Origin of the sequence: Pleurocapsa sp. PCC 7327 (assembly GCF_000317025.1) — a bacterium.
In the GTDB taxonomy this organism is placed as follows: domain Bacteria; phylum Cyanobacteriota; class Cyanobacteriia; order Cyanobacteriales; family Microcystaceae; genus Hydrococcus.
In genome coordinates this window covers 3,673,470-3,695,141 of sequence record NC_019689.1, presented here as the reverse complement: position 1 = coordinate 3,695,141, position 21,672 = coordinate 3,673,470, and the positions used below count along the sequence as shown (strand labels likewise).

Below are 21,672 nucleotides of genomic sequence, written 5' to 3'. Positions count from 1 at the left end.
AGAAAATTATAATAAAATCCCCCCAGCGAAAAACTAGGGGGAATTTTTGAGTCAACGTTGTAACGCCGAAATCGTCAACTTTTCAGAGTTAGAAATAAATCGTTCCTCCCCATCTCGGATCTAACTTCGGCGCGACTAACATATAGCCAGCAATGTTATAAATGTCATCTTCAGTGAAATTTTTCAGTTCTGGATAAAGATCGGGTCTGCTGACGTTGGGATGCTCCTCAGACAAATCGGTTTCTCCATCGTAGCTGGTGGGATGTTTGAGGTAATCGACCAAAGCTAAAAGATTATCGCGAGGAGGTTCTGCACCAGCCAAATCATCTAAACCCAAACTCACGTTGTTATTGGTCTTGGTCTTGCCTTGGAGGTGGCATTTCGTACAAGTTGAGTTAAATAGACGCTGACCTTCGGTCACTTCTTTAGAACTCAGGGTGACGGTTTCACCGGCTTCGTTTAAGGTGATAGTGCGCGTGGCTTCATCGAATTCCAAAGCCGATGCACCGCTAACGTGGAATTGAAACACAAAAAATACGGTTGCTATAACAACCCAAATGAATCGTTTTACCATTGTTCTCCCGAAAGAATTTAGTTCATTCATGGTACGTACTTAACTCAGTACCCTTCCAAACTTTGCTGTCTCGACTTTAGAGGCATCTTCTCAAACGCTTGCACCATCGAATTTAGTCTCTCGCGAGCAGCGATCGCACCGTCAGATCCAGAGTTGAGAGCAGAACTCTTTCCCTTTAGTTTTTGAATCGGATCGTTCGGACAAAATGTGAGAGATAATTGCCAAGGCATTTTCCCAGGCTAAAAGCGCGTTGATTTATATCGGTAACTCCCAACCGACTGCACGGATAAAACGCTATTTTGACAGAGAGATTGTCTTCTGCAGCAATGTCAGCGCGATCGGTTTGCCAAGCCAATAATCTCAACAGCAAAGCTTCTGAATGGGTATCATAAACTATCATGCCATTCATTGACACTCTCTATATCAAAGATAAGAGTCTTTATAAAGTACAATTTGGAAAGCACTACAGCTTTGTTGAGAGCTTACCAACACTATGTCTTCGACTCAACCAACTTCGCTAACCCAAGCCATCCCCATTGATGAAATTCGCTACAACGAGCGAGGATTAGTTCCCGCGATCGCTCAAGATTATCTCGATGGGACGGTTTTAATGATGGCATGGATGAATCGAGACTCTCTCCAAAAAACCCTAGAAACCGGCGAGGCATGGTATTGGAGTCGTTCGCGACAAGAACTATGGCACAAAGGGGCAACTTCTGGACACATTCAAAAGGTACGCTCCATTCGCTATGACTGCGATAGCGATGCTCTATTACTCACCATCGAACAAATCGGCGATATCGCTTGTCATACAGGCGAAAGGAGTTGTTTTCATCGAGTAGATGGAATGAAAGATGCTCCGCCAGCCGATACGTTATCTGAAGTGTTTAAAGTTATTTGCGATCGCAGGGATAATCCAACTGAAAAATCTTATACCTGTCAGTTATTTGCAGGTGGAGATAATAAAATTCTCAAAAAAATTGGCGAAGAAGCGTCAGAAGTCGTGATGGCATGTAAGGACGACGATAAAGCCGCGATCGCTTCTGAAGTTGCCGATCTGTTTTATCATGCTCTAGTCGCTTTGGCTTATCACCAGGTCGATCTTAGAGAGGTTTATCGCAAGTTACAAGAACGGCGACAGTAAAATCTTAATTATTAATTAGTAATTATTCGTGAAAATTTTCTTGTAATTGCCAGCAACTTTTGGGATAATTTTTTTAAAGGATATTTTTTAAAATGGAAAAATTTGCATTAAAATTAAAACGCAAAGATACCTATTATTTAAAATATAAGGCAGAAAGTCAAAAAAGTAAAGCAAAATGCTACAAAAAATTGGGCGCAAATTATATAAACGTTGAAAAAAATTGAGAAAATTAGCGATCGCTTTTTAAAATTCGATCGAGATATCGTAAAATCAAAATTCCTAAACTAATACTAGCAGCAGAAGCCAACCAAAAACTATGGGCAAAACTGAGAGAGCGATCGAGTGCCCATCCTCCCAGTGGCGGACCAATTAAATAACCAATTGCCCAACATTGAGAATTAATGGATAAATAAATTCCTCTCAGAGACGGAGGCGATAAATCGACAACGAGAGCAGACGCAGAAGGCGTATAGGCTACCGTAGCCACTGCCAAAACTCCTAGCGCTAAAATAGCCCAGACCAAAGCATAAGTTGTGGAAATTCCTGTCAGCCAAACTAAGATAAATCCGACTCCCCAGAACAGAAGAGAAAAGATTAAAGCCTCGATGCGACTAAAGCGGTTAAGAAATCTCGCGACGGGTAACTGACAGAGGGCGCTAAAAACGATATGCCAACTAAAAATAAGACTAATTATTGTGGGAGAAAATCCTCTTCCCGAAACAAAATTTTTGAAATAGAGCGGCATCGTGCTTTGTATTTGAGAAACATAAGTAGTAAAAATAACGTTAACAATAGAGTAAATTATTAAACGGCGATCGCTTAATGCAACTAACCATCCTCGACTCGGATCGCGTTGGCGTTTGTGAAATTGGTAAGTTTCAGAAATGGCAACATAAACAATGGCAAAAAAAACAAGAAAAGAAATGCCATCGATAATAAACAAAGTACGATAATTACCTGAAAAAGCGATCGAGGCGCCGCCCAAAACTACCCCCAATCCCAAACCAATACTATCGGCTAAGCGAGTAATGGCAAACGCTTCATTTCGCTGTTCGATGGTGGTTAAATCGGCAACAGCGGCTTCCGTAGCGGGCCAATATAAACCGATTCCCAACCCCATCAATAAATTGCCAATGACTAGGGTAGGAAAATTATAGGTAAGTGCCAAAACGACATCTGCGATCGCAGAAATAGCGGCAGAAAGCAATAAAGTCTTTCTGCGTCCCCACCACTGAGAATCCGAAAACGATCCCCCTAAAAAACGTCCGACTATCCCAGAAAGAGAGCCACTGCCTAAAGCAATTCCGACAGTCGTGGCAGATAAACCAACTTGATTGACGAAAAAAATTGGCGCATAAAATAGTGTAAAACCCGTGCCAATTTGAGAGATCGATCGACCTGCTGCCAGAATCCAGATTTTAAAATTTAGGCGGGGTAATTGAAAGAACTGACGTTCGGACATGGTATTGCGAGCGCAAAGCTTGAGTAGCACATTTCTAAGATCCTAAATGCCGAACTCGCTAGGGTCGATTCCTATCAATCTTGTCATTTATTTGCCGCCATAAAAAAGGCGATTTCTTTCTCTTTTAGAGGGGCAAAACCAGCATCAGTTAACATTTGATTTAATTCATCTTTAGCAATATGCTTGGAACCAATTCTAACGATTCGCGATCGCATCGTATTGCTAACGCCGCTACGCTGTCTGTTGGCTTCTAGTGCCATGATTTTGTTGTAGAGTTCCAGTTTTTCAGCCGGAATGGGAGTGCCATCGAGATCGATTCCTTTGGCGATAGCAGCATCTACCGCATCAGCGCCAGTTGTATTTTGTGACGATGCTTGGGTTTCAGCAGACATGTTAGTGTAGTGAAAAGGGACGAAGCTATTCTATCAGGAACGTTAACCCTCTAAAATTAAATTGGCTTAACGATCGATTAACGGAATCGATTGAGCGATCGATGATACAATTTATCGCCTTTAACAGGCATCATTAAACAGCAAACGAAAACAAGAAATATGTCTCCGTTACCTGATTATCGCCCCAGACAACTGTCTCTGGGACCTTTAGAAACAGAAATTTTAAACATTGTTTGGGAACTGGGTTGCGCGACTGTCAAAGAAGTTCACGAGCGAATTTTATCGGATCCAGACCGAGAATTAGCTTATACTTCAGTCACTACCGTTCTCAATCGTTTAACTAACAAAGGATGGTTGTCTTGTTATAAAAAAGGGCGGGTTTTTTATTGGGAACCTTTGGTATCTCGCGAAGAAGCGCGGGCAATTAAATCTTACGAACAGTTGCATCAATTTTTAGCCGTTAGCAATCCCGATATCGTAGCTTCTTTTGCGGATAGCCTGGATACAGCCAGTCTCGAACAACTAGAAGCGATTGCGTCCCGTCTAGAAAAAATTCGTCGCCAAAGAGAGGAACAAAAATAATGCATGCATTGATGATTTTGTTAGCCTTGGGCTTGGCTTTTAGTATTAGATTAATGTCGTTAAAGCTGTTAGGAAATTGGAGAAAATCCTGGCAGCGATCGCTATTTTTATTTCTTTTTCCTCCCTTACTATTGCTAATGACGGCTGTAGCAGTATCGTGCATGGGATATAAAGGCACAATGCTAGGCTGGAGAGCAAGCTGGTTGAGCTATATGCTGGCTATAGGGTTTGTTACTTTTGCAGGCATTTTAGGTGTTAAGTTATCGTATCAAGCGTGGCGATCTCGGCAAAAAATTTGTGCCTATCCCCAGCAAATAGTAGAAGGAAAAATCGCCAGAATTTTAGAGACAAATTTTCCTTACAGTGCCCAAATCGGTTTTTTAAATCCTGAATTAGTTATTAGTAAGGGACTTTTAAATATCCTCGATCGCGAACATATCATAGCTGTATTAGCTCACGAACAAGCTCATTATAATAATCGAGATACTTTTTGGTTTTTCTGGTTAGGTTGGTTGCGATCGCTGACTTTTTGGTTGCCGAATACAGAATCTCTCTGGCAAGAACTTTTATTATTAAGAGAATTAAGAGCAGATCGGCAAGCAATTCAACAAGTAGATTCTTTACTGTTAGCAGAATCGCTGCTGTTAGTTGCCCAACAAGTTAGTCAATCTTCATTCATAGATATATCAGCTAGTTTTTGTGCTGCTCTAAGCGATCCAACTTCTCATAGCCGTTTAAAAGAACGAATCGATCTTATTCTTAGCGAAGATAGTTTTTATCTGACTTATAATTGGTGGTATTGGAGTTGGATATTTTTTGTTTTTCTTCCTTTAGTAACTGTGCCATTGCACTATTAATCCAATAATCTTTCCTCGATCGTTTACGCTTTTTATTATCTCGATGGATAAAATTTTTCGACTTTATCTTCAGTGGCATTTTTAAGAGAAATTATTTGAGTTTTATCAAGTGAAAGTGCTAGATCTTGATACCTTACAAATTTGAGGTTATCGAAACCTATAGATAAATGAATGGGCGATATATTTCTCAAACTATTCTGAATTTCTCGTTCGATCTTTTTGATTTCTCGATCGTTAACTTTGCCTTTGATAACGCCAATCCGCATATAGCAATCATTATCTACTGAATTGGGGTGCTTATGATATTTATGGAGTAAGTTAAAATTTTGGCATTCTAGACGAAAGCGATCGAGATCGCGAGAAATTTTTCTTTCTCTCAACGACCATCCGATCGATACGGCAATATTTCCTAGAAATTGAAAAGAACGTTCAAAGGGATGCTTATTTTGACTTAAAAAACCATAGTCGATCTTTGGAGCGTAGCCACCGATCTTTACATGAATGGGCAAGCGATCGCTCTGACGAACATAATTGATAAAATCAGCTAACTTAATATATCTTTCTTCACCCCGATGCTCTAAAAACCACTTGCTTAGGATGCCTTTTTCTGTTTTCAATCCTTCACATCCAATAATTGTGGCGTGTACTTGTTCGAGGAGATAACATTCAAAACTATTATCCAGCGCTTCTGAAATGCGTGTTTGTAAGGATTCAATGAATAATTTTAAGGCAGTTGGTTTAGTGCCATAAAAGGCTACCAAACTGACATTTGGGGTATCGGGAATCGAGATCGTTTGACTTAACATAAATTAGCTAATTAGCCCTTAGCATTATCAACAGACCGAAAACGCTTGGGCAAAATGCGATCGCAAAAAAACAATGTTCCCGAAGCAACGCACAGCGGAATCGTCACCAGATTGACTAAGGGAATACTAATCAATCCCAAACAGACCAAACCAAAGCCGGCACTGGCAGGCAAACTGCCAAAAACGACACTCAACTTGTCTCGAAAGCTCAAGCGTCGGCGTTCTAGCGGACCATCTAAAAAATCGAGACAAACAATCGTTCCCGTCAGGATTATCCCACCAACTGTAGAGATTACCGTACCTACTCCCGGCAGAAAATTTAGCACAAATAAAGGGATTCCTACACAGGCAAAGAGTACCAGTTTTTTAAATTCAAACAGGATTGCTCGGCAAATATCCCGAAAAATTCCGACTTCTACCGCTTGTAGCTTACCCGTGCGAATTTTCTCTAACTCTTCTGAGAGTTTTCCATACCATGGCGCGCCTAGCGTCACTCCCACTTGAGTCAACAAGAAGCCCGTGACGATGAATAACACGATAATCAACAGCAGATGCAGTAAAAAACCCAACCCAACAATAAGATATTCCAAAATCCCCAACCAAGCGGGAAGATTAGCAATTAATGAATCGACCCAGTTGGAGAGACCAGTGATGAGATCCTGGACTACCTGCCAACCTAAATATAGAGAGCCTGCATATAAAATAATGCCTAGAAAAAAATTCAGCAAAATTGGAACGATTAAATAACCCCACAGACGAGGCGTGCGTCGAAAAACTGCCAAGGCGCGAAAAGGATAAGAGGCTCCCGCAAGAAAGCCAAATCCGCTGAGAACTTGTCGCATAGAGAGAAATTAAGGGTTGGAAGTTAGGCGTAGGGACAAGACAATACCTTGTCCCTAGAGGAGATCGGAATTTCGTCTCTGCTTCCTTTTTCCAACTACTAACCTTGAGCTTGTCGAGTTGGGAATACTCCCACTCTAGCATTCAAATTTACCGTTCTCCCATCGCGTTCTACTGCTATGGATAACTCATTACCTACTGCTGTTTTCTCGACAGTATCTTGAACTTGACTGGGCGTGCTAACAGATTGACCGTTAATTGTTTGGATGACATCGCCTGCCCTCAATCCCGCGCGAGCAGCTGGAGAATTGCGAACGACTCTGACAATCAATACTCCTTGGTCGGCATTGATGGTCAACCCCTCGTTTTCTTGTAACGTTTGCTTGAGTTCTGGGGTAATCTCTGCCATTTGAATGCCCAGATACGCATGCTCGACCTTTCCTTTAGCAATCAATTGCTCGGCAATCTGCATCGCTCGATCGATGGGAATGGCAAAACCGAGACCTTGAGCACCGCGAATAATTGCGGTATTGATGCCCACGACTTCTCCCTTGGCATTCAGTAGAGGACCCCCAGAGTTACCGGGATTGATCGCCGCATCGGTTTGAATGAAATTGACTCGCTTATCGCCGACGCCGATTTGGGAACTATTGCGACCCGTACCGCTAATAATCCCCGTGGTGACGGTGTTATCTAATCCTAAAGGATTTCCGATCGCGATCGCCCACTCTCCGACTTGGAGTGCGTTTGAGTCGCCCAACTTCACGGTCGGCAAATTCTCTGCTTCTACTTTGACAACCGCTACATCCGTCAGATCGTCTGTCCCCAAGACTTTACCCGTTAGAGTGCGACCGTCTTTGAGGGTTACGGTAACTCGATCCGCGCCATCGACTACGTGGGCATTCGTCAAAATCTGACCGTTGGCGCTAACAATAAAGCCGGAACCTACGCCTCTCTGAATCTGCCGCTCTGGAGAAGAAGGAATTGCATCCCCAAAGAAGCGACGGAAAAACGGGTCGTCAAACATCTCTGGCACTTGTGTTCGTACCGTGCGCGAGGCATCAATTCTAACCACCGCCGGACCGACTCGATTGACTACCTCACTCACAAAGTTAGTGGGAGCGGCGATCGCGGGGGTAGAATTTTCTTGAGAGTTCTCATTATTTTGAGCTAAAGCTGAAGTCCCCGGCGTGCGCGTCAACATTGGCGGACTGCCAGCAATATATACTCCTCCTACTCCCATTCCTGCTCCCAACAGCAGCAGCGATAGGTAGGTTGCCATTCTCTTCGCGGGAGAGAAGCGAGAGCCAGAAAAAGAAGATTGATGGGGAAGTTCCGAATCAAAAGAAGCTCGTTTCATAGTGTTTGGATCGTCTCGCATACCCTATAGCTTCGGATCGCTAGGAGAAGGAAGTCAGCTCAGCAGTGTGAGGAGTGTCGTTTGAGGAAAACGGCTGGAGCGCTTGAGCTGACATTTCTTACTGTAGATGAGGGATATGAACTTTCTGTGACAATATTGTGAATTTTACATGACAGGTTCATGTCCTGACTATATTTTAATAATTGCCAAGGGAAAATCATTGACAATTGTGTTGTGAATTGCCAATCCTGGCGAATTGATATTACCAATCTCCAATCCTCAACACAATGACAAACTATTGAGTTTAGGCTATGATAAAAACAATCGCCTCAGATGTCGAACGATGTTGAATTCGTGCGAGTGCTGCGCTATAGATCGCGTTCGGTTGTCGTGTCGGTTAACCCGACTTCCTCTCTACGGAAATTTTTGTATAAATTATATCGTAAGTAGTTTGAGCTGTCTTTAATCTTATCGCTTAAGAAAAATAAATCGATGAAATCCATCACTCGACAGGTGAGTTAGTTTTAGACTAGGAGCAGGTTATATAATTCTTCAATTATTACAGGAAAACGGCTGAGTCTTTTTTAAAATTCTTTTCAAATGACTTCAAATTTACTTACTCCTCTCGATCGCAACAATTCCACCGATCCAGAAGTCAAAGCAGATGCAGCAGTTGTCGATCGGCACGAAGAAACGGCTGCTTTGACCTTCGAGCGAGAAAGCCATGCTGCATCTATCAGACCGATCGTAGAAAAACTGAAGCAGACGCTAGAAAGGCATCGAGGCGAATATCAGATCGTCGTCATCCAAGATTTTCCCGATCCAGATGCCCTCTCTAGTGCTTGGGCGTATCAACTGATCGCCCAGCAGTACGACATCCAATGCGACATTGTTTATGCAGGAACCCTTTCCCATCAAGAGAATATTGCCTTGGTAAAATTAACGGAGTTACCTGCAAAACGCTGGGGCGTACAGACTCTCAAAGATCGGGACTTATCCGTTTATCAAGGATGCGTTTTGGTAGACAGTCAAGGAACGACTAGCCAACTTATCCCCTTAGTAAAACAGGCAAAAATCCCCTTTGTTGTCGTCATCGATCACCACACCCAGCAAGGAGAAATAGAGGCGGAATTTATCGACGTGCGCCCGCAAATCCGAGCTACGGCTACGATTTTGACCCAATACATCCAGGCGGGACTGTTAACCTTTAACAGTAACAACAAAGCCCACGTTAAATGCGCCACCGCTTTGATGCACGGCGTGCGCTCCGATACCAATGGTTTGCTACAAGCGCAGGAAGAAGATTTACTAGCAGCAGCCTATCTAAGTCGATTTTACGACTGTCAGTTGCTTAGTGCCGTTCTACAATCAGCGCGATCGCGACACGTGATGGACGCGATCGAGCGAGCGCTGAAAAATCGCAAGCTCAAAAATAACTTTTCTATCGCTGGGGTGGGCTATTTGCGCTATGACGATCGCGATGCCATTCCCCAGGCGGCTGATTTTCTCGCCACCGAAGAAAACGTCCACACTGCCGTCGTCTACGGAATCGTTCACGACGAAGACAACGACATAGAAGTCATCATCGGTTCCCTGAGAACTACCAAACTGACGCTCGATCCGGACGAATTCCTCAAACAAGCCCTCGGTAGAGACAGCCAAGGGCGCTATTATGGCGGCGGACGCAACATGGCGGGAGGATTTGAAATCCCCATCGGCTTCTTGAGCGGCAGCAATGACAATGCCGAATACACCAAGCTTAAATGGGAAGTCTTTGACAATCAAATCAAGCAAAAATTCTTGCGCTTGGTCAACCCCGACGATAAAGTGATTCATACTTAACTTTGACAATCTCCGCCCTATAAGGGCGAAGATTCTTCATTCTGTGACCCAACTTGCTCAGACAAGATTTCTCCAGCATGAGTAGAGGTCGAATCTCCTGAAGCGTTCGGATCTAAGATCCAAGTTCCGGTATGCCCTACCGTACTCAAGGCTAATTTCAGAATATTATTAATTGCAGCATTCCAATCTCTATCCATTACAAATCCACATTTACAAACATGGGTTCTTGTTGACAGAGATTTTTTGACTACTGCCCCACAGTGAGAACATTCTTGAGATGTGTAAGCAGGATTAACCGCAACAGTTATCCTGCCAAACTTCAGACCAAAATACTCTAACCATTTCCTGAATTGATCCCAACCAGCATCATTAATAGATTTGGCAAGACAATGATTTTTAACTAAGTTCTTAATCCTCAGATCTTCATAGGCGACCAAATCGTTAGATTGGATTACGCAACGCGCCACTCGCTTGGCGCGTTCTTCACGTTGCCTACTTATTTTTAAACCAATGGTTTTACCCGTTGGTTGTGTTTCTACTTTGTTGTCTACACTGACTGAGAATTGGGCATAGTGACCGTCTATACGACGTACTAACCTGACCCGTTTTATCTGTCCTGGTTGGTAAAAATTTAAATCCCACGTCCCTTTTAGTTTGAGTTCGCCAATCCCTTTCTTGTCTGTAACAGTGATTTGCTTTCTCGTTTTTGATAACTTCCAACCAGAAGTTTTATACTCCACTGAACGGCTATTTTTCTTGAACTGTGGATAACCTTTCTTGCCGGGAATACCTTTTTTGCAGTTGTCGTAGAATCTAGCTATAGCGCTATAGGCTCTTTCTACTCCTACCTGACAAGCATGAGAGTTTAAGTCTTTAACAAAGGAGTATTCAGCTCTTAATGTAGTGTTGTAGCAATATAGTTCTTTTCTTTTTGTCCTACACCTCGGTTATCCATCCAAAAACGGATACATTTGTTGCGAACAAATTGAGCAGTTCTTATCGCCTCATCTATAGCCGCATATTGAGTTGTTTTCCCCTTTGCCTTAAACTCTAAAACTATTATTGACGTGGAAAACTTCTATGGCAACTAGGATAACAGAAATAAAGCCGTCTGGAAAGATGGGGCTTGTATCCCATTATTTCTGGTCAGATTTATCTGACTTTAGCTATAAGCCAAGAGATTTATTTCTTGGTGGGATGAAAAGCTGGTGCAAGATCTAAGACTTCCGAGGATGGGGAAGTTAGATCCGAGCTAGACTGTCTTGAGTCTTTTTGGGTTTCGGTTTCTAAAGATAAAGCTTGCAGCTGTTTTTCTTGGCGTTCTTGGAAAAGCAGTCCGACTAAATGAATTATCGAGAGAAGGACTGCTAAGCTTGAGAGTACGTAGCTGTGCAGAGCAAACAAGTGTTGAAGCGTAACCGTCCCAATTGCTTCGCCACCCGTCAGAAACTCTCGCAGGGTTTGACCGATTAGCGGAATACTTTCAATAATGCCAAGTTCGAGGGTCAAACGCCAATACCCCGTTTGAGTCCATTCGAGATTCATTGCCGTCCAGCTCAGTGCGATCGCGCTCAGAGTTAACGCGATTCCTGAAATCCAGGCAGTCAGCCAACCGAAGCGAAATTGCCGTCCTAAAAACATCACGACAATTTGCACTAGCGCGACAACAATCAGTCCGTTACCTGCAATGTCGTGTAAGCTGCGAATCAGCCAACCGTTGGGAATTTCGGTAGCGATGCGCTCGATCGATGAAAAGGCTTTGCCCGCAGAAGGGGAATAGTAAAATGCTAGAAGAACTCCCGTGGACGCTGCAAGCAAGCATAAAGTCAGCGTTGCAATTGCCAGAAAGGTTGCTAGTCGCCGGACGATAAAAGTGTAGCATAGGCTTTCCATAGCCGTTACCTCTAGCTTTTGTTAAGTTTTGTTATTTTTATTGTAATCCCTTTGAGGAGAAATACCCAAATTCAGGACGCAGGAGACGGAGAAACAAGGAAAAAAATTAGAATTAGTTATCAAGAAAAGCAATCCCTAATTATTTTTCTTCATATTTGATTCAATAGAAGGTTGTCTAGTAAACCTCTAAATCCCATCATTCATTTTTTTAACTGGATACTATTGCAAAAAAATCTGTATTTGCTCTTGAAAAACAGAAAAGTTGACTTAGATAGATATCTAAAGAATTTAGAATTTGATGACAATAAATTAAGCAGCCCAGTCATTATAGACCGACTTATTTAGATAGATAAATAATCGAGACATCTTAAATTCACTGATTTTTGAGATAATTAAAATAGAAGTCACAAATAAGGAGGACTAAGACCATGACCTATAAAGGATTTAAAAACTACTCTACTTGGCTTGTCCACCTCTGGTTGACTAAAGAAGAAAATACTCACAACCAACTTCAGGTGCTAGCTGCCGATGCGAGAAATAAGATCGAAGCGCTTGCAAAAGAAATTGAAGCGTTAGTGACGGATTTTAATAATCCGCTTTCTGGTCACAATTCTTTATACACTGAGATTTTGCAAGAAGCTTTTGATGAAGTGGATTGGGAAGAAATCGCCCAAGCTTTTCTATCAGAGGAAAGATAATTTAATTAATATAAATTGCAATTCGCAATTGGCAATTATCAATTCGCAATTGGGAAATAGAGATGGATTCTAGCTAGAAATTCAATGTTTTTAGATTTTAATGGCGAATGGCGAATTATTAATTGCGAATTATCAATTAGTCAGCCGCTCTGGGTGGGGCGAGTTTTTGACAGTAACTGTAGGGAAATCTCTCGCGTTTTTAGATCGGCCCGCCCTTACTTCTCAATCCAAAATCCAAAACCGCCGCGCAGAACTTTGTTCGAGCAGCGCAAAATCCTTTCATCCAAAATGGTATTAGCATACCAACTCCAAACAGATATTCTTCGTTACCTTCTCCTGCACTGAGAATAACAAGATAGACTTTTCAGATATCCTCTGATAGAACAACTAAGGTATCGCACATATTTATATCGATTTTGGATTAAGACTGTATTTCAAATTCAACAATCGCAGCCATAGAGCTGGATGATTCTTTTCTAGCCAAGGTTGTGAGTGTTGCAACCATTTGGGGAACCATCCACTTAATAACCAGTTTTTGAGCGCATCGAGGGTAAAATCCCAGTAAGATCCCAGCCAGCGCAACATATCTCGACTTCCCGCCATCTCCCAGATCCATAGAAGTAAAGCAGGATTTTTCCAGGCGGCTTTAAGGGCAAGTTGGTTAAACATCAACCAACTGGTTCGATCTTTGATAAACGTTTCAGCAACATCTGGAGGTGCGTCGGCAAGCAATCCAAAAAAATTGTTGAGCATGGCATTGATGCGTTGGGGCGGTAAAGTCGTCCCCGTCGGCACCATCATTCCCTTAGAAAACAGCCAAGTCACGGCAACGTTACTTTGATAGGCGCGAATCTGATTCAGATTTTCTGCGCTTAATAAGTTATGTTTTAAAGCAGTATCTAGTAAAGTCGTGAGGCGATCGAGATTGCGTACCAAAGAGCCAAAACCCGTGAAAATTAAAGGAGATTGAAGCGAAGCGGCATCCCCAATGGCTAATAAGCGATCGAATGCCACCGCGCGATCGCGGCTTCCCACGCTAAAGTGACCGGGAATATACCCAAAAGTCGGTTTTTTCCAAGTCAACTTCTCCAAATCGCAGCGTCGATACTCCGGCAGAATTGTAAAGAAATCTTCATACATTTCTAATAAAGAGCCGGGATTGTCGGGATGCACCTGATGGTAGTGAAACAGATAAATGGTCAGTTCCTTTCCTTGTGCTGGAAACAACTCCCAAATCAGTTGTCGTCCGCGAGAAATATCGCCGTGGGAGTTGAGAACGTCCCCATAGTTAGAATCCCATACCTGTGGTTCAATGCCCTCTAAGACAGCGCCTACCGTAGGACAAACACTCTCAAAAGTCCGCTTGCCATTAAGTTGCCAAGCGATCGGCGATGCCGTCCCCATCGCATCGATCAGTAACCGTCCGCTTGCCTGTTTGGGTTCTCTCGTCGGCAAATGTACCAATTGAACCGTTACTTTCTCCGAGTCGATATCTGCACGAATAAATTCAGTTTCATCCCAAATTTCCCCGCCTGCTTGACGTAATTTTTCGCCGCACAAACTCAGCCACCTGTCGGAGGCAAGAGCTACATTCAACACCGTCGGTGTATGTAAAATCTCGGCTTTGAGATGTAGAGGCAAATTGCCATCAAAAAATTTATTAAAGCCATCGACATATTCTCTGGCGATGATGCTTTCGCATTCGTCGGGGGTTAATAACCCCAAATCGAGTAAACCCTGTAACTCGGATCGCGAAATATTCCACTCGCGATTCATCCGTCCAAAAGACAATCGTTCGACAAGCAGGACTCGATACCCTAACTTCGCCATCACTGCTGCATGAATCGCCCCTAACGCCCCTCCGATATAGATTAGGTCGTAATCGGGAGATAGTCCATGTCGCGTCTCTACATTTTCTTGTGCCTTAAACACCACCTGCTTTGGTTGTTGAGGATGGCGAACGCTTTCGCGCCAACGTTTTTCCCACCAGTAAACCCGTTTGAGATCGTATTCCCCTTGAGGCATTTTTTGAAAAAAATGAACCGTTTTGGGATAGTAGGGGTCTAAAGCCTCAAAAATAGATTGTTTGGATAAATCAATCTCTGGAAGTTCTGGATATTGCTGAGGAAATCGATTTCTTATGTTGGTAACCAATTGCTGTAAAATTCTTTTTTCCGATGGAACTCTTTTCGATCCCCAGCGGAATACTTTTAGATAAGTCGTGCGCTGAACCGACCAAACAAAAATCGAGAGTTCGCTTTCCGAAATTTCTTGAGGGTGTTTTGAAGTTTCTTGGGAAAATTGCAGGCGAATGCCATCAGGGGTATTGATTATTTGCCCCAGATCTGGTTTCCATTCCTGCTGTAGCCAGATACGTACGCCAACTGTATCCGCCGTTGGAACTTCTATATAGAGGATTTCTTGCATATCGAGCAAAGGCTTGATCTAATAGTTAAAAGAAAATACGGAACTAATGACGGTGAAAGTAGGCTAAACTTTTTTATACTAAATCCTTAAAAGCACTTAAAAAAACTTTACATTTTGACCCCTTTAGTAAGATTCTCTGATGCTATCGCGAAACCGTTATGAATTACTCTATTCCAGTTGATCCTGAAGAAATTATGGCGCTCCGTCAGCGCCCCGTTGACGAAGAAATGATTGCTGTGGCGATCGCGGGTCTTGTCAAGATGGCGCGTTCTCAGGGACAGTCCCTCGATGATTTAACAGCCGAAGTATTACAAGACGATCCCATTCTCGATCGCGTTCAACGACGCTGGTTAAGCGACATCGTAGCTCAAGCGTGGAAAACTATGCCATAGACGAGCAAGATGCTTCAAGGGAAAGGCTCATTGGTCATTTGTACTCATTACCAACGATCGATGACAGATGACTAAACACTATCCCTCCGGCGAGATTTCAAAAGTCTCTCTGGCACCTTACCCTACAGGTTCGACTAATCGACTGGCGTTAAAATGACCGATCGCTTCGTGCAAATGCTTAATTAATGTTGACTGAGGAAGGGGGCCCTCTAAATGGTGCCAAGGTAAAATTTGGTCGGTTGCCCAGTCGCTATGAACGTAGTAATCTAGATTAGGTAACCGTCCTTTGAGTTGTTTAAAAGCACGTTTATAACTCCCAAGAGAATCGCCGTACTGTCGGGTGAGTTCTAAGACTTGAAAAAGACGACGATCGCCCCTAGAAATTAACGCTTGAATGACCGACCAATTGTAGCTTTCTGGACGAAAATTGATGCCGCGCGATCGCAGTTGTTTTTCTAACCACTTCAATCTTTTTTGCGCGTCGGGATTCACCCCGAACCACTGAAATGGGGTATGAGATTTCGGTACAAAAGTGCTGCATCCTAGCGTCAATCGCAAACCGGGAGCTGCTTTTTTCACTGCTTGCAGCATTTCCACCGTTGCTTCGACATCCGCTTCTTCTTCCCCAGGAATTCCCACCATGCCATAAAATTTAATCGCCCCTAAACCGCCAGCTTTAGCATTGATAGCAGCTTGGATTATCTCTTCATTGGTCAGTTTTTTATTAATAATTCGTCTAATTTTTTCCGAACCACTTTCAACTGCGATCGTAATCGAACGAGTACCGCGTTCTGCTAGCGTTCTAGCTAATTTTTCGGTCACGGTATTGGTGCGTACCGAAGCAATACTCAGTCGCACGTTTTTGTATTGGGGTTGAGACAAATAATCTAATAATTTTTCAAACTCTGGATGTTGAGTAACGGATGCGCCTAATAAACCGATTCTATCGGTAACTTTTAATCCCCGTTCGATCGCAGGAATTAAAGATCCCTCTAAACTTGCTGTCCGAAACGGCAAGGTGAGATAACTTGCCAAACAGAAGCGACACATTTCCGGGCAACTGCGTACCACTTCCACCATATAAATATTTTCCCAAGCTGCTTTTTCGGTCACGACAGTTGAAGCAGACAGAATATTTCCTCGGTAAGTTTGTTTTTGTATTCGGGTAGGAGTTTCAGAATCTATCGGTGCGATCGATTGAATTTTTCCCTTTTGACTGTCATAAGTAACTTCATATAAACTGGGAACGTAAATACCTGGAACTTGCGAGAGATAGCGCAATTTAGTTTGACGATCTGCGCTTCTAACTTCCTGATAAGCATCAACAAAATTATCGAGTAAATTTTCCCCATCTCCTAACAAAATTAGGTCGAAGAAATCTGCAAACGGTTCCGGGTTAGCCGTCAATACAGGACCGCCACCAAAAACAAGGGGATGGGTGTCGTCGCGTTCGGCAGCACGAATAGGAATTTCTAAGGATTCGAGAAGATTGAGAATATTAATATAATCCAGTTCCCAGGAAAAAGAAAAGCCCAACAGTTCTGGCGATCGCGGCAGGGTTTCACAAACGTCGGTAAAAAGGCGACTGACGCGGAGATCGGGACGCATTGCCAAAGTTGCCCAAACAACCTGATAGCCTAAGCTGGTAATTCCCACACTATATTCATTGGGAAAGGCAAAAATCACCGGAATGGCATCGGGGTTGGGAGAAGCAGGAGTAAATAGAAGGCGTTCGCAGTCAAATACAGTCACAGATTAGACGAATCTTAGTTAGCTGGCAGGTTCCATATACTATTGTAGAAGCCAGTTGAGAGAGTATTTATTAAGGTAAATATAACGACTCTGCGCTAGCCTAGTACTAGATATAGCCATCCTAAATCATTTGTGAAGGTAGTGCGAGCGGCCCGCTTGCGCGGGCAAGATGCCCGAACTACTAAGATTGCTATAGCGACCCTCCTGTATCCTCGATTGGTTCAACTGTGTTGCCTAAAAAATACGCTACGATTCGTATCGGTCTATTAGCCCTTCTGCTGGGTACATTAACAGCCTGTAGCGGTATAGAAAGCGCGTTCGCGCCCGATCCGAAACTGAAAAATAACTCTTCTACGCCTACTTCTTCGTCTTTAGAGACTCAGCCACCTCAATCGCAAGGTCAATTACCGGATGCCTTTCCTGCGGATATTCCTCGCTATCCAACCGCACAATTTTTGGCGGCAGAACCCGGATTGACTGCCGCACAAGGCATCACGCGCTGGCAATCTAACGATCCCAGTAATGCGATCGCAACTTTTTATCAACAGCAATTTCAGTCTGGAGGTTGGCAGATTGTTACACCTTTCCCTACAGAGGAAGGTAATGCAGAAAATGCCTTGGTAGCGCGTCAGAACGACTTAGAAGTAAAAATATCGATCGCTTCATCCTCTCCAACAGAATTTGCGATCGCCTACCAGCGAGATAATAACGCTGCCAACTCGCCAACAGATAACCCTACACCCACTCAACTCGCCTCGGATACTCCCTTAGAATTTTCCGATCTCGATCGCATTGCCGAACCTTGGCGCGGATACGTGCAAGATCTAGCCGCTTTAGGAATTTTAGTCTCAAATCAAAACCAAGGCGATCGGTTTAATCCCGATACCATTATTACGCGCCGAGAATATGCCCGTTGGCTAGTTGCGGCGAATAATAAATTATTTGCCAACCAACCAGGCAAACAACTTCGTCTCGCTACTAACACTTCGGAACCCGTTTTTAAAGACGTGCCGAAAAACGATCCCGATTTTGCTGCTATTCAAGGACTGGCAGAGGCAGGGTTTATTTCTTCGACGTTGACTGGGGATAATTCTGCTATGCTGTTTCGTCCCGATTCCCCTTTGACGCGAGAAGATCTAATTGCCTGGAAAGTGGCACTGGATCATCGCAAAGCCTTACCCTCAGCTTCGATCGATCAAATCAAACAGACTTGGGGTTTCCAAGATGCTACCAAAATAGATCCTAAAGCACTGCGATCGCTCTATGCCGACTACCAAAATAGCGGACAAGCAAACATCGGTCGCGTCTTTGGTTCGACTACCCTTTTTCAACCGAAAAAAAATGTAACTCGTGCCGAAGCTGCCGCCGCACTCTGGTATTTTGGATTCCAAGGAGATGGGATCTCTGCCAGAGATGCCTTGCAGATACAAACGCAACGGACTGCTAACCAGAATCAAAATCAATGAGGTATTTAGACGTATTGACAATTGACGCACTCTACGAGCTTACTAATATCAATTGCTTCTTTTCTGGCTACAGATGAAGAGAATGGGGAGTGTGGGGAGTGTGGGAAGAAGTTCTCCCTACTCTTCCGTTTCCCCTCTCCAAGGGATATGCACCCGTTTATTCTCGTGCGATCGTAGAGGCATTCAGGCAATATTTATAAGTGGACTTTTGCTGTTAGCCTCTGAATTAACTCCTAGCTATAATGCAAAGCAAATTTAGTCTGCTCGTGAAATAGCGGAACTTAACGAAAAGTATGCAGAATTCTTGAGAATTTTGGTCAGCGATCGCAATGATGCGCGAACCAAGAATAAAGAAATTCTTAATCAAGTGATGATTCGTAACGGGCAGCTAAATAGAGCCTAGAAAGAAGTAGCTTATTGGCAGCAACAAATCCATCTTTTGCGTCAGAAATTGGATGAATGGCGAGATGCGATGGGTGAAAACCTACAACACATTGCCGATGGCTTAATGGATGATATGGTTAGCAGAAGTGAAATTTGCCAATTTATTACGAAGATTCTGCAACCAACGGTTCAATATGATACCAAACAAAAATAAAAAGCTTTTTAGGTTTAGCGTATCTTTATCTTCTAGAGTTAGAACCCAAGAAAAAAATGAAACGAGACGAGATAAAACAAAAGATTTTTAAGTTAACCAAGGTTAGCAAAACTCAAGAATTCAAATATTTATTCCCTGAGTTATCTAGTTATAATTTTAATTATAAAAAAGATTTTCAGGATGCTCTTTCAGTTTTAGAGTGCGAACCTGAGATGGTCGATAAAGTCTTGTTATCAGTTAGAAAAACTGCCGAGGTCATCGGGCTAGAAAAATTTCATAAACAAAGAATAACTAAGAATAGCTGCTCGATTTTTTGGAATTGCAAATCTGACGTATTAGCTAATAATTTTTATAGTAAAGATCGAGAATTAGAAATGACGCTAACAAAGCTAGAAAGTAAAATAAAACGAGGTAGAAAATGACATCTTGGTCAAAAAAAGCTAGTTTAAAAGCAGATAAGCTCTCTCGCAATGCAGCCCGGTTTTATTCAACTATTAGAGACTGTACGCAACACCAACGAGCTTTGTTCGAGCAATGGCGAGACTCGGAAGATGGAAAAAAGTTTAAACAGCAGCAATTAGAAAAATTGGGTTATATTTGTCCTGTTTGTGGAGAGGATACTAAGTTTGGAACTATTGACCATCTAGAACCATTATCATATCACTATACAAAAGCTTTAGACACGAGCAATCTTTTAGTAATGTGTTGGGATTGTAACTATAATAAGAAAACAACGCCTTTTAAGCAATGGCGAACATCTCTCCCCGCGATACATCGGCCAAGTTTGGATTATGCGATCGCATTGATTCATGGCAAGTCAACATTACAAAAACTTTTAACGAATTAGTAATAACCTACTCCAGAGATTCAGTTAAAAAATACAATTGAGTTACTATGTTATTTTGGCTAGTTTTTGTGAAAACTATAGCCAAGTAAAGAAAATAGAAAAGAGAAACCCATGAAACCTAAAATGCAAGCTTTATGAAATTTCTGTTGCTAACCGTTAGTATTTCGAGGTTTCGTAGAGATCGTCTGCTTTTTTCTCGTCGGCAAGAGCGCCTTTTTTGTCTCCCAGACGGCGGCGGACTTCGCTGCGCAGCGCATAGGCATCAGGCAGTTCTGGTTCTAGGGCGATCGCGCGGTTAGCATCGACAAGCGCACCTTTGTAATCTCCTAGCTGCTGGCGAACATAGCCACGTTTTACGTAAGCCCAGCTATCTTTGGGATGGAATTGGATAATGGTATTGTAGTCGTCAAAAGCTCTCCGATAGTCTCCTATTTCATTGCGCAGTTGCGCCCGACTGTAGTAGGTTTGTATGTTGTGAGGTTCTAGGCGCAGTACGTAGTCGTAATCCTCGATCGCGCCTTGACTATCTTCCAACTTAGCACGAAAACTAGCGCGATTCAGGCGAGATGATATGTCGTCGGGTTTTAAACTGACAGCGCAATCGTAATCGGCTAGCGCTTCCCGATCCTTGCCCAGCCAAGTATACATCTGCGCTCGTTTGAGATAAGCATCGACATCATTAGGATTGCGACGTAAAGCTTCGGTGGCGCGATCGATCTCCTGCTGTCTTTCTTGAGTAATGCGATCGCGCGTTTGTTGGGAACTTTTAAAGTAAGAAGACAGCAAACCTATCCAATGGGGAGAGATTGCCCCAAAAGCGCCAGCGACTCCTCCAAATAAGCTTCCTAAATAAATGGCACTCAGAAAAACCCTCGTCCTCCAATCGGCACGCGATTCGTAATGGCGTTGGATTAATTCTTTTACCAGCACCGATTTTTGAGTATGGGGCAAGTTGCCATATCCCAATTGCTTTAGATGTCCGAAGATGGAAGGCAGGAGATTTTCTCGATCTGTGAGCGGGTTTTGTCGCAGTTCTTGGCGCAACTTGGCATGAACTTTGGCAATGCGAAAGCTGCTGGGAATGCTTAAGGCGATAAGCAAAGTAAATGCAAGTATCATCGGCGAGTTGATTCTTAACAATCCCAGACAAATTACGCCGACTACTTTAAACAGACTGTCGCGCTTTTTTGAAAGCTGTCAGCCGATTGTATTGAAATAAGTTAGTGTCCTTTACGGTCGATATCTGTTTTAACTTCAGTAAGCGATCGATATAATTCTCGATATATTTATCGTAAAAGCTCCTAGGTTGTCTGCGGATCGAGCTTTTGCATTTGCTCTACCAGTAAATAGCTGCATGGCTCGAAGCCAAATGGCTCTAAATCTTTAATTGGCTTTTGAAATAACTCCGTCAGATGAACGGGAAGGCTATTATCCGAGCAAATTTCGTACTTTGGGTATTGCAAGATCGACTTGCGAAACTGTAAATAAGCAATGAGATAGGGGAGAACGAGTATCAGTAAGTAGAAAGCGATCGCGTAAAGCAGGTATTGCATATTTGGTGGTGGGTCGAACTACTGCTATTGTTCCCATGTTTAACTTGTCAATAACAGCTTGGAAGCGATCGCTTCCCGTCCCGCAGCGACTCGGCATAGAACCGACGGAACTATTATTACTCTTCAAAAATAACAAATAGAGATTTATTATGTTAAATTTTGTAAAAAATTAATTAAAGCAAACACT

22 protein-coding genes and 1 pseudogene are annotated in these 21,672 nt (G+C 42.9%); 10 read left to right on the top strand and 13 right to left on the bottom strand.

The genetic code is table 11. The features are described from left to right. Positions 1-88 precede the first annotated feature (88 nt). On the bottom strand, positions 89-574 hold the full coding sequence (psbV, locus tag PLE7327_RS16565) for a photosystem II cytochrome c-550 (RefSeq protein ID WP_015144948.1): 486 nt from the start codon (positions 572-574) through the stop codon (positions 89-91). A 175-nt stretch (positions 575-749) separates the two neighbouring features. Then, positions 750-983: a hypothetical protein gene (locus tag PLE7327_RS16560; RefSeq protein ID WP_015144947.1), complete on the bottom strand. Its 234-nt coding sequence runs from the start codon at positions 981-983 to the stop codon at positions 750-752. An 84-nt stretch (positions 984-1,067) separates the two neighbouring features. Between PLE7327_RS16560 and hisIE the strand changes: the two genes are divergently transcribed. After that, positions 1,068-1,718 (top strand): bifunctional phosphoribosyl-AMP cyclohydrolase/phosphoribosyl-ATP diphosphatase HisIE, encoded by a 651-nt coding sequence (gene hisIE / locus PLE7327_RS16555; RefSeq protein WP_015144946.1) that lies wholly within the window; start codon positions 1,068-1,070, stop codon positions 1,716-1,718. A gap of 229 nt (positions 1,719-1,947) precedes the next feature. Here the strand turns inward: hisIE and PLE7327_RS16550 are convergent, their stop codons facing one another. Both PLE7327_RS16550 and PLE7327_RS16545 read right to left on the bottom strand, forming a co-directional pair. Continuing rightward, entirely contained in the window at positions 1,948-3,180 is a 1,233-nt protein-coding gene (locus tag PLE7327_RS16550) for an MFS transporter (protein ID WP_015144944.1), read from the bottom strand. An 83-nt stretch (positions 3,181-3,263) separates the two neighbouring features. Then, positions 3,264-3,572: a DUF4090 family protein gene (locus PLE7327_RS16545; RefSeq protein WP_015144943.1), complete on the bottom strand. Its 309-nt coding sequence runs from the start codon at positions 3,570-3,572 to the stop codon at positions 3,264-3,266. Between the two features lie 159 nt (positions 3,573-3,731). Between PLE7327_RS16545 and PLE7327_RS16540 the strand changes: the two genes are divergently transcribed. Beyond that, a complete protein-coding gene (locus tag PLE7327_RS16540; RefSeq protein ID WP_015144942.1) occupies positions 3,732-4,154 on the top strand; it encodes a BlaI/MecI/CopY family transcriptional regulator in 423 nt (140 codons plus the stop codon). Then, the gene (locus PLE7327_RS16535; protein WP_015144941.1) at positions 4,154-5,011 is read left to right on the top strand and encodes a M56 family metallopeptidase; all 858 of its coding nucleotides are present in this window, start codon (positions 4,154-4,156) and stop codon (positions 5,009-5,011) included. Before PLE7327_RS16540 ends, PLE7327_RS16535 begins: the two co-directional genes overlap by 1 nt. A 35-nt stretch (positions 5,012-5,046) precedes the next feature. Here PLE7327_RS16535 and PLE7327_RS16530 read toward each other — a convergent pair whose 3' ends face one another. The 3 genes from PLE7327_RS16530 to PLE7327_RS16520 form a co-directional block, all read right to left on the bottom strand. After that, on the bottom strand, positions 5,047-5,817 hold the full coding sequence (locus PLE7327_RS16530) for a hypothetical protein (RefSeq protein WP_015144940.1): 771 nt from the start codon (positions 5,815-5,817) through the stop codon (positions 5,047-5,049). A gap of 11 nt (positions 5,818-5,828) precedes the next feature. After that, entirely contained in the window at positions 5,829-6,659 is an 831-nt protein-coding gene (locus PLE7327_RS16525; protein ID WP_015144939.1) for an EI24 domain-containing protein, read from the bottom strand. 98 nt (positions 6,660-6,757) lie between these two features. Continuing rightward, a complete protein-coding gene (locus PLE7327_RS16520; protein WP_015144938.1) occupies positions 6,758-8,017 on the bottom strand; it encodes an HhoA/HhoB/HtrA family serine endopeptidase in 1,260 nt (419 codons plus the stop codon). Positions 8,018-8,617: 600 nt separating this feature from the next. Between PLE7327_RS16520 and PLE7327_RS16515 the strand changes: the two genes are divergently transcribed. Then, the gene (locus tag PLE7327_RS16515) at positions 8,618-9,859 is read left to right on the top strand and encodes a bifunctional oligoribonuclease/PAP phosphatase NrnA (protein ID WP_015144937.1); all 1,242 of its coding nucleotides are present in this window, start codon (positions 8,618-8,620) and stop codon (positions 9,857-9,859) included. A gap of 17 nt (positions 9,860-9,876) precedes the next feature. On the opposite strand, the pseudogene PLE7327_RS16510 reads toward PLE7327_RS16515, so the two are convergent. Next, positions 9,877-10,922, bottom strand: a pseudogene (locus PLE7327_RS16510) (RNA-guided endonuclease InsQ/TnpB family protein). A 119-nt stretch (positions 10,923-11,041) separates the two neighbouring features. Next, a complete protein-coding gene (locus tag PLE7327_RS16505; protein WP_071880615.1) occupies positions 11,042-11,752 on the bottom strand; it encodes a cytochrome b N-terminal domain-containing protein in 711 nt (236 codons plus the stop codon). A gap of 428 nt (positions 11,753-12,180) precedes the next feature. Between PLE7327_RS16505 and PLE7327_RS16500 the strand changes: the two genes are divergently transcribed. Further along, positions 12,181-12,450, top strand: a complete 270-nt coding sequence (locus PLE7327_RS16500) for a hypothetical protein (protein ID WP_015144936.1) — start codon at positions 12,181-12,183, stop codon at positions 12,448-12,450. Between the two features lie 405 nt (positions 12,451-12,855). On the opposite strand, the gene PLE7327_RS16490 is transcribed toward PLE7327_RS16500, so the two are convergent. Beyond that, a complete protein-coding gene (locus PLE7327_RS16490; protein ID WP_015144934.1) occupies positions 12,856-14,877 on the bottom strand; it encodes an NAD(P)/FAD-dependent oxidoreductase in 2,022 nt (673 codons plus the stop codon). A 158-nt stretch (positions 14,878-15,035) separates the two neighbouring features. Between PLE7327_RS16490 and PLE7327_RS16485 the strand changes: the two genes are divergently transcribed. Beyond that, complete coding sequence (locus tag PLE7327_RS16485; RefSeq protein ID WP_015144933.1) at positions 15,036-15,269, top strand: type I-E CRISPR-associated protein Cse2/CasB; 234 nt, start codon at positions 15,036-15,038, stop codon at positions 15,267-15,269. A 117-nt stretch (positions 15,270-15,386) separates the two neighbouring features. Here the strand turns inward: PLE7327_RS16485 and PLE7327_RS16480 are convergent, their stop codons facing one another. Beyond that, complete coding sequence (locus tag PLE7327_RS16480) at positions 15,387-17,021, bottom strand: radical SAM protein (protein ID WP_015144932.1); 1,635 nt, start codon at positions 17,019-17,021, stop codon at positions 15,387-15,389. A 227-nt stretch (positions 17,022-17,248) separates the two neighbouring features. On the opposite strand from PLE7327_RS16480, the gene PLE7327_RS16475 reads away from it, so the two are divergent. The 4 genes from PLE7327_RS16475 to PLE7327_RS22800 all read left to right on the top strand — a co-directional run bounded on the left by PLE7327_RS16475 (position 17,249) and on the right by PLE7327_RS22800 (position 19,932). Then, positions 17,249-18,487 (top strand): S-layer homology domain-containing protein, encoded by a 1,239-nt coding sequence (locus tag PLE7327_RS16475; RefSeq protein ID WP_015144931.1) that lies wholly within the window; start codon positions 17,249-17,251, stop codon positions 18,485-18,487. Between the two features lie 439 nt (positions 18,488-18,926). Beyond that, a complete protein-coding gene (locus PLE7327_RS24915) occupies positions 18,927-19,085 on the top strand; it encodes a hypothetical protein (protein ID WP_186005329.1) in 159 nt (52 codons plus the stop codon). A gap of 56 nt (positions 19,086-19,141) precedes the next feature. Then, positions 19,142-19,507, top strand: a complete 366-nt coding sequence (locus PLE7327_RS16470; protein WP_015144929.1) for a hypothetical protein — start codon at positions 19,142-19,144, stop codon at positions 19,505-19,507. Next, entirely contained in the window at positions 19,504-19,932 is a 429-nt protein-coding gene (locus PLE7327_RS22800) for an HNH endonuclease (protein WP_015144928.1), read from the top strand. Before PLE7327_RS16470 ends, PLE7327_RS22800 begins: the two co-directional genes overlap by 4 nt. 156 nt (positions 19,933-20,088) lie before the next feature. Here PLE7327_RS22800 and PLE7327_RS22795 read toward each other — a convergent pair whose 3' ends face one another. Together PLE7327_RS22795 and PLE7327_RS16455 are read right to left on the bottom strand one after the other, a co-directional pair. Further along, on the bottom strand, positions 20,089-21,051 hold the full coding sequence (locus PLE7327_RS22795) for a tetratricopeptide repeat protein (RefSeq protein ID WP_015144927.1): 963 nt from the start codon (positions 21,049-21,051) through the stop codon (positions 20,089-20,091). A gap of 182 nt (positions 21,052-21,233) precedes the next feature. Continuing rightward, on the bottom strand, positions 21,234-21,485 hold the full coding sequence (locus tag PLE7327_RS16455) for a hypothetical protein (RefSeq protein WP_015144926.1): 252 nt from the start codon (positions 21,483-21,485) through the stop codon (positions 21,234-21,236). Positions 21,486-21,672 lie beyond the last annotated feature (187 nt).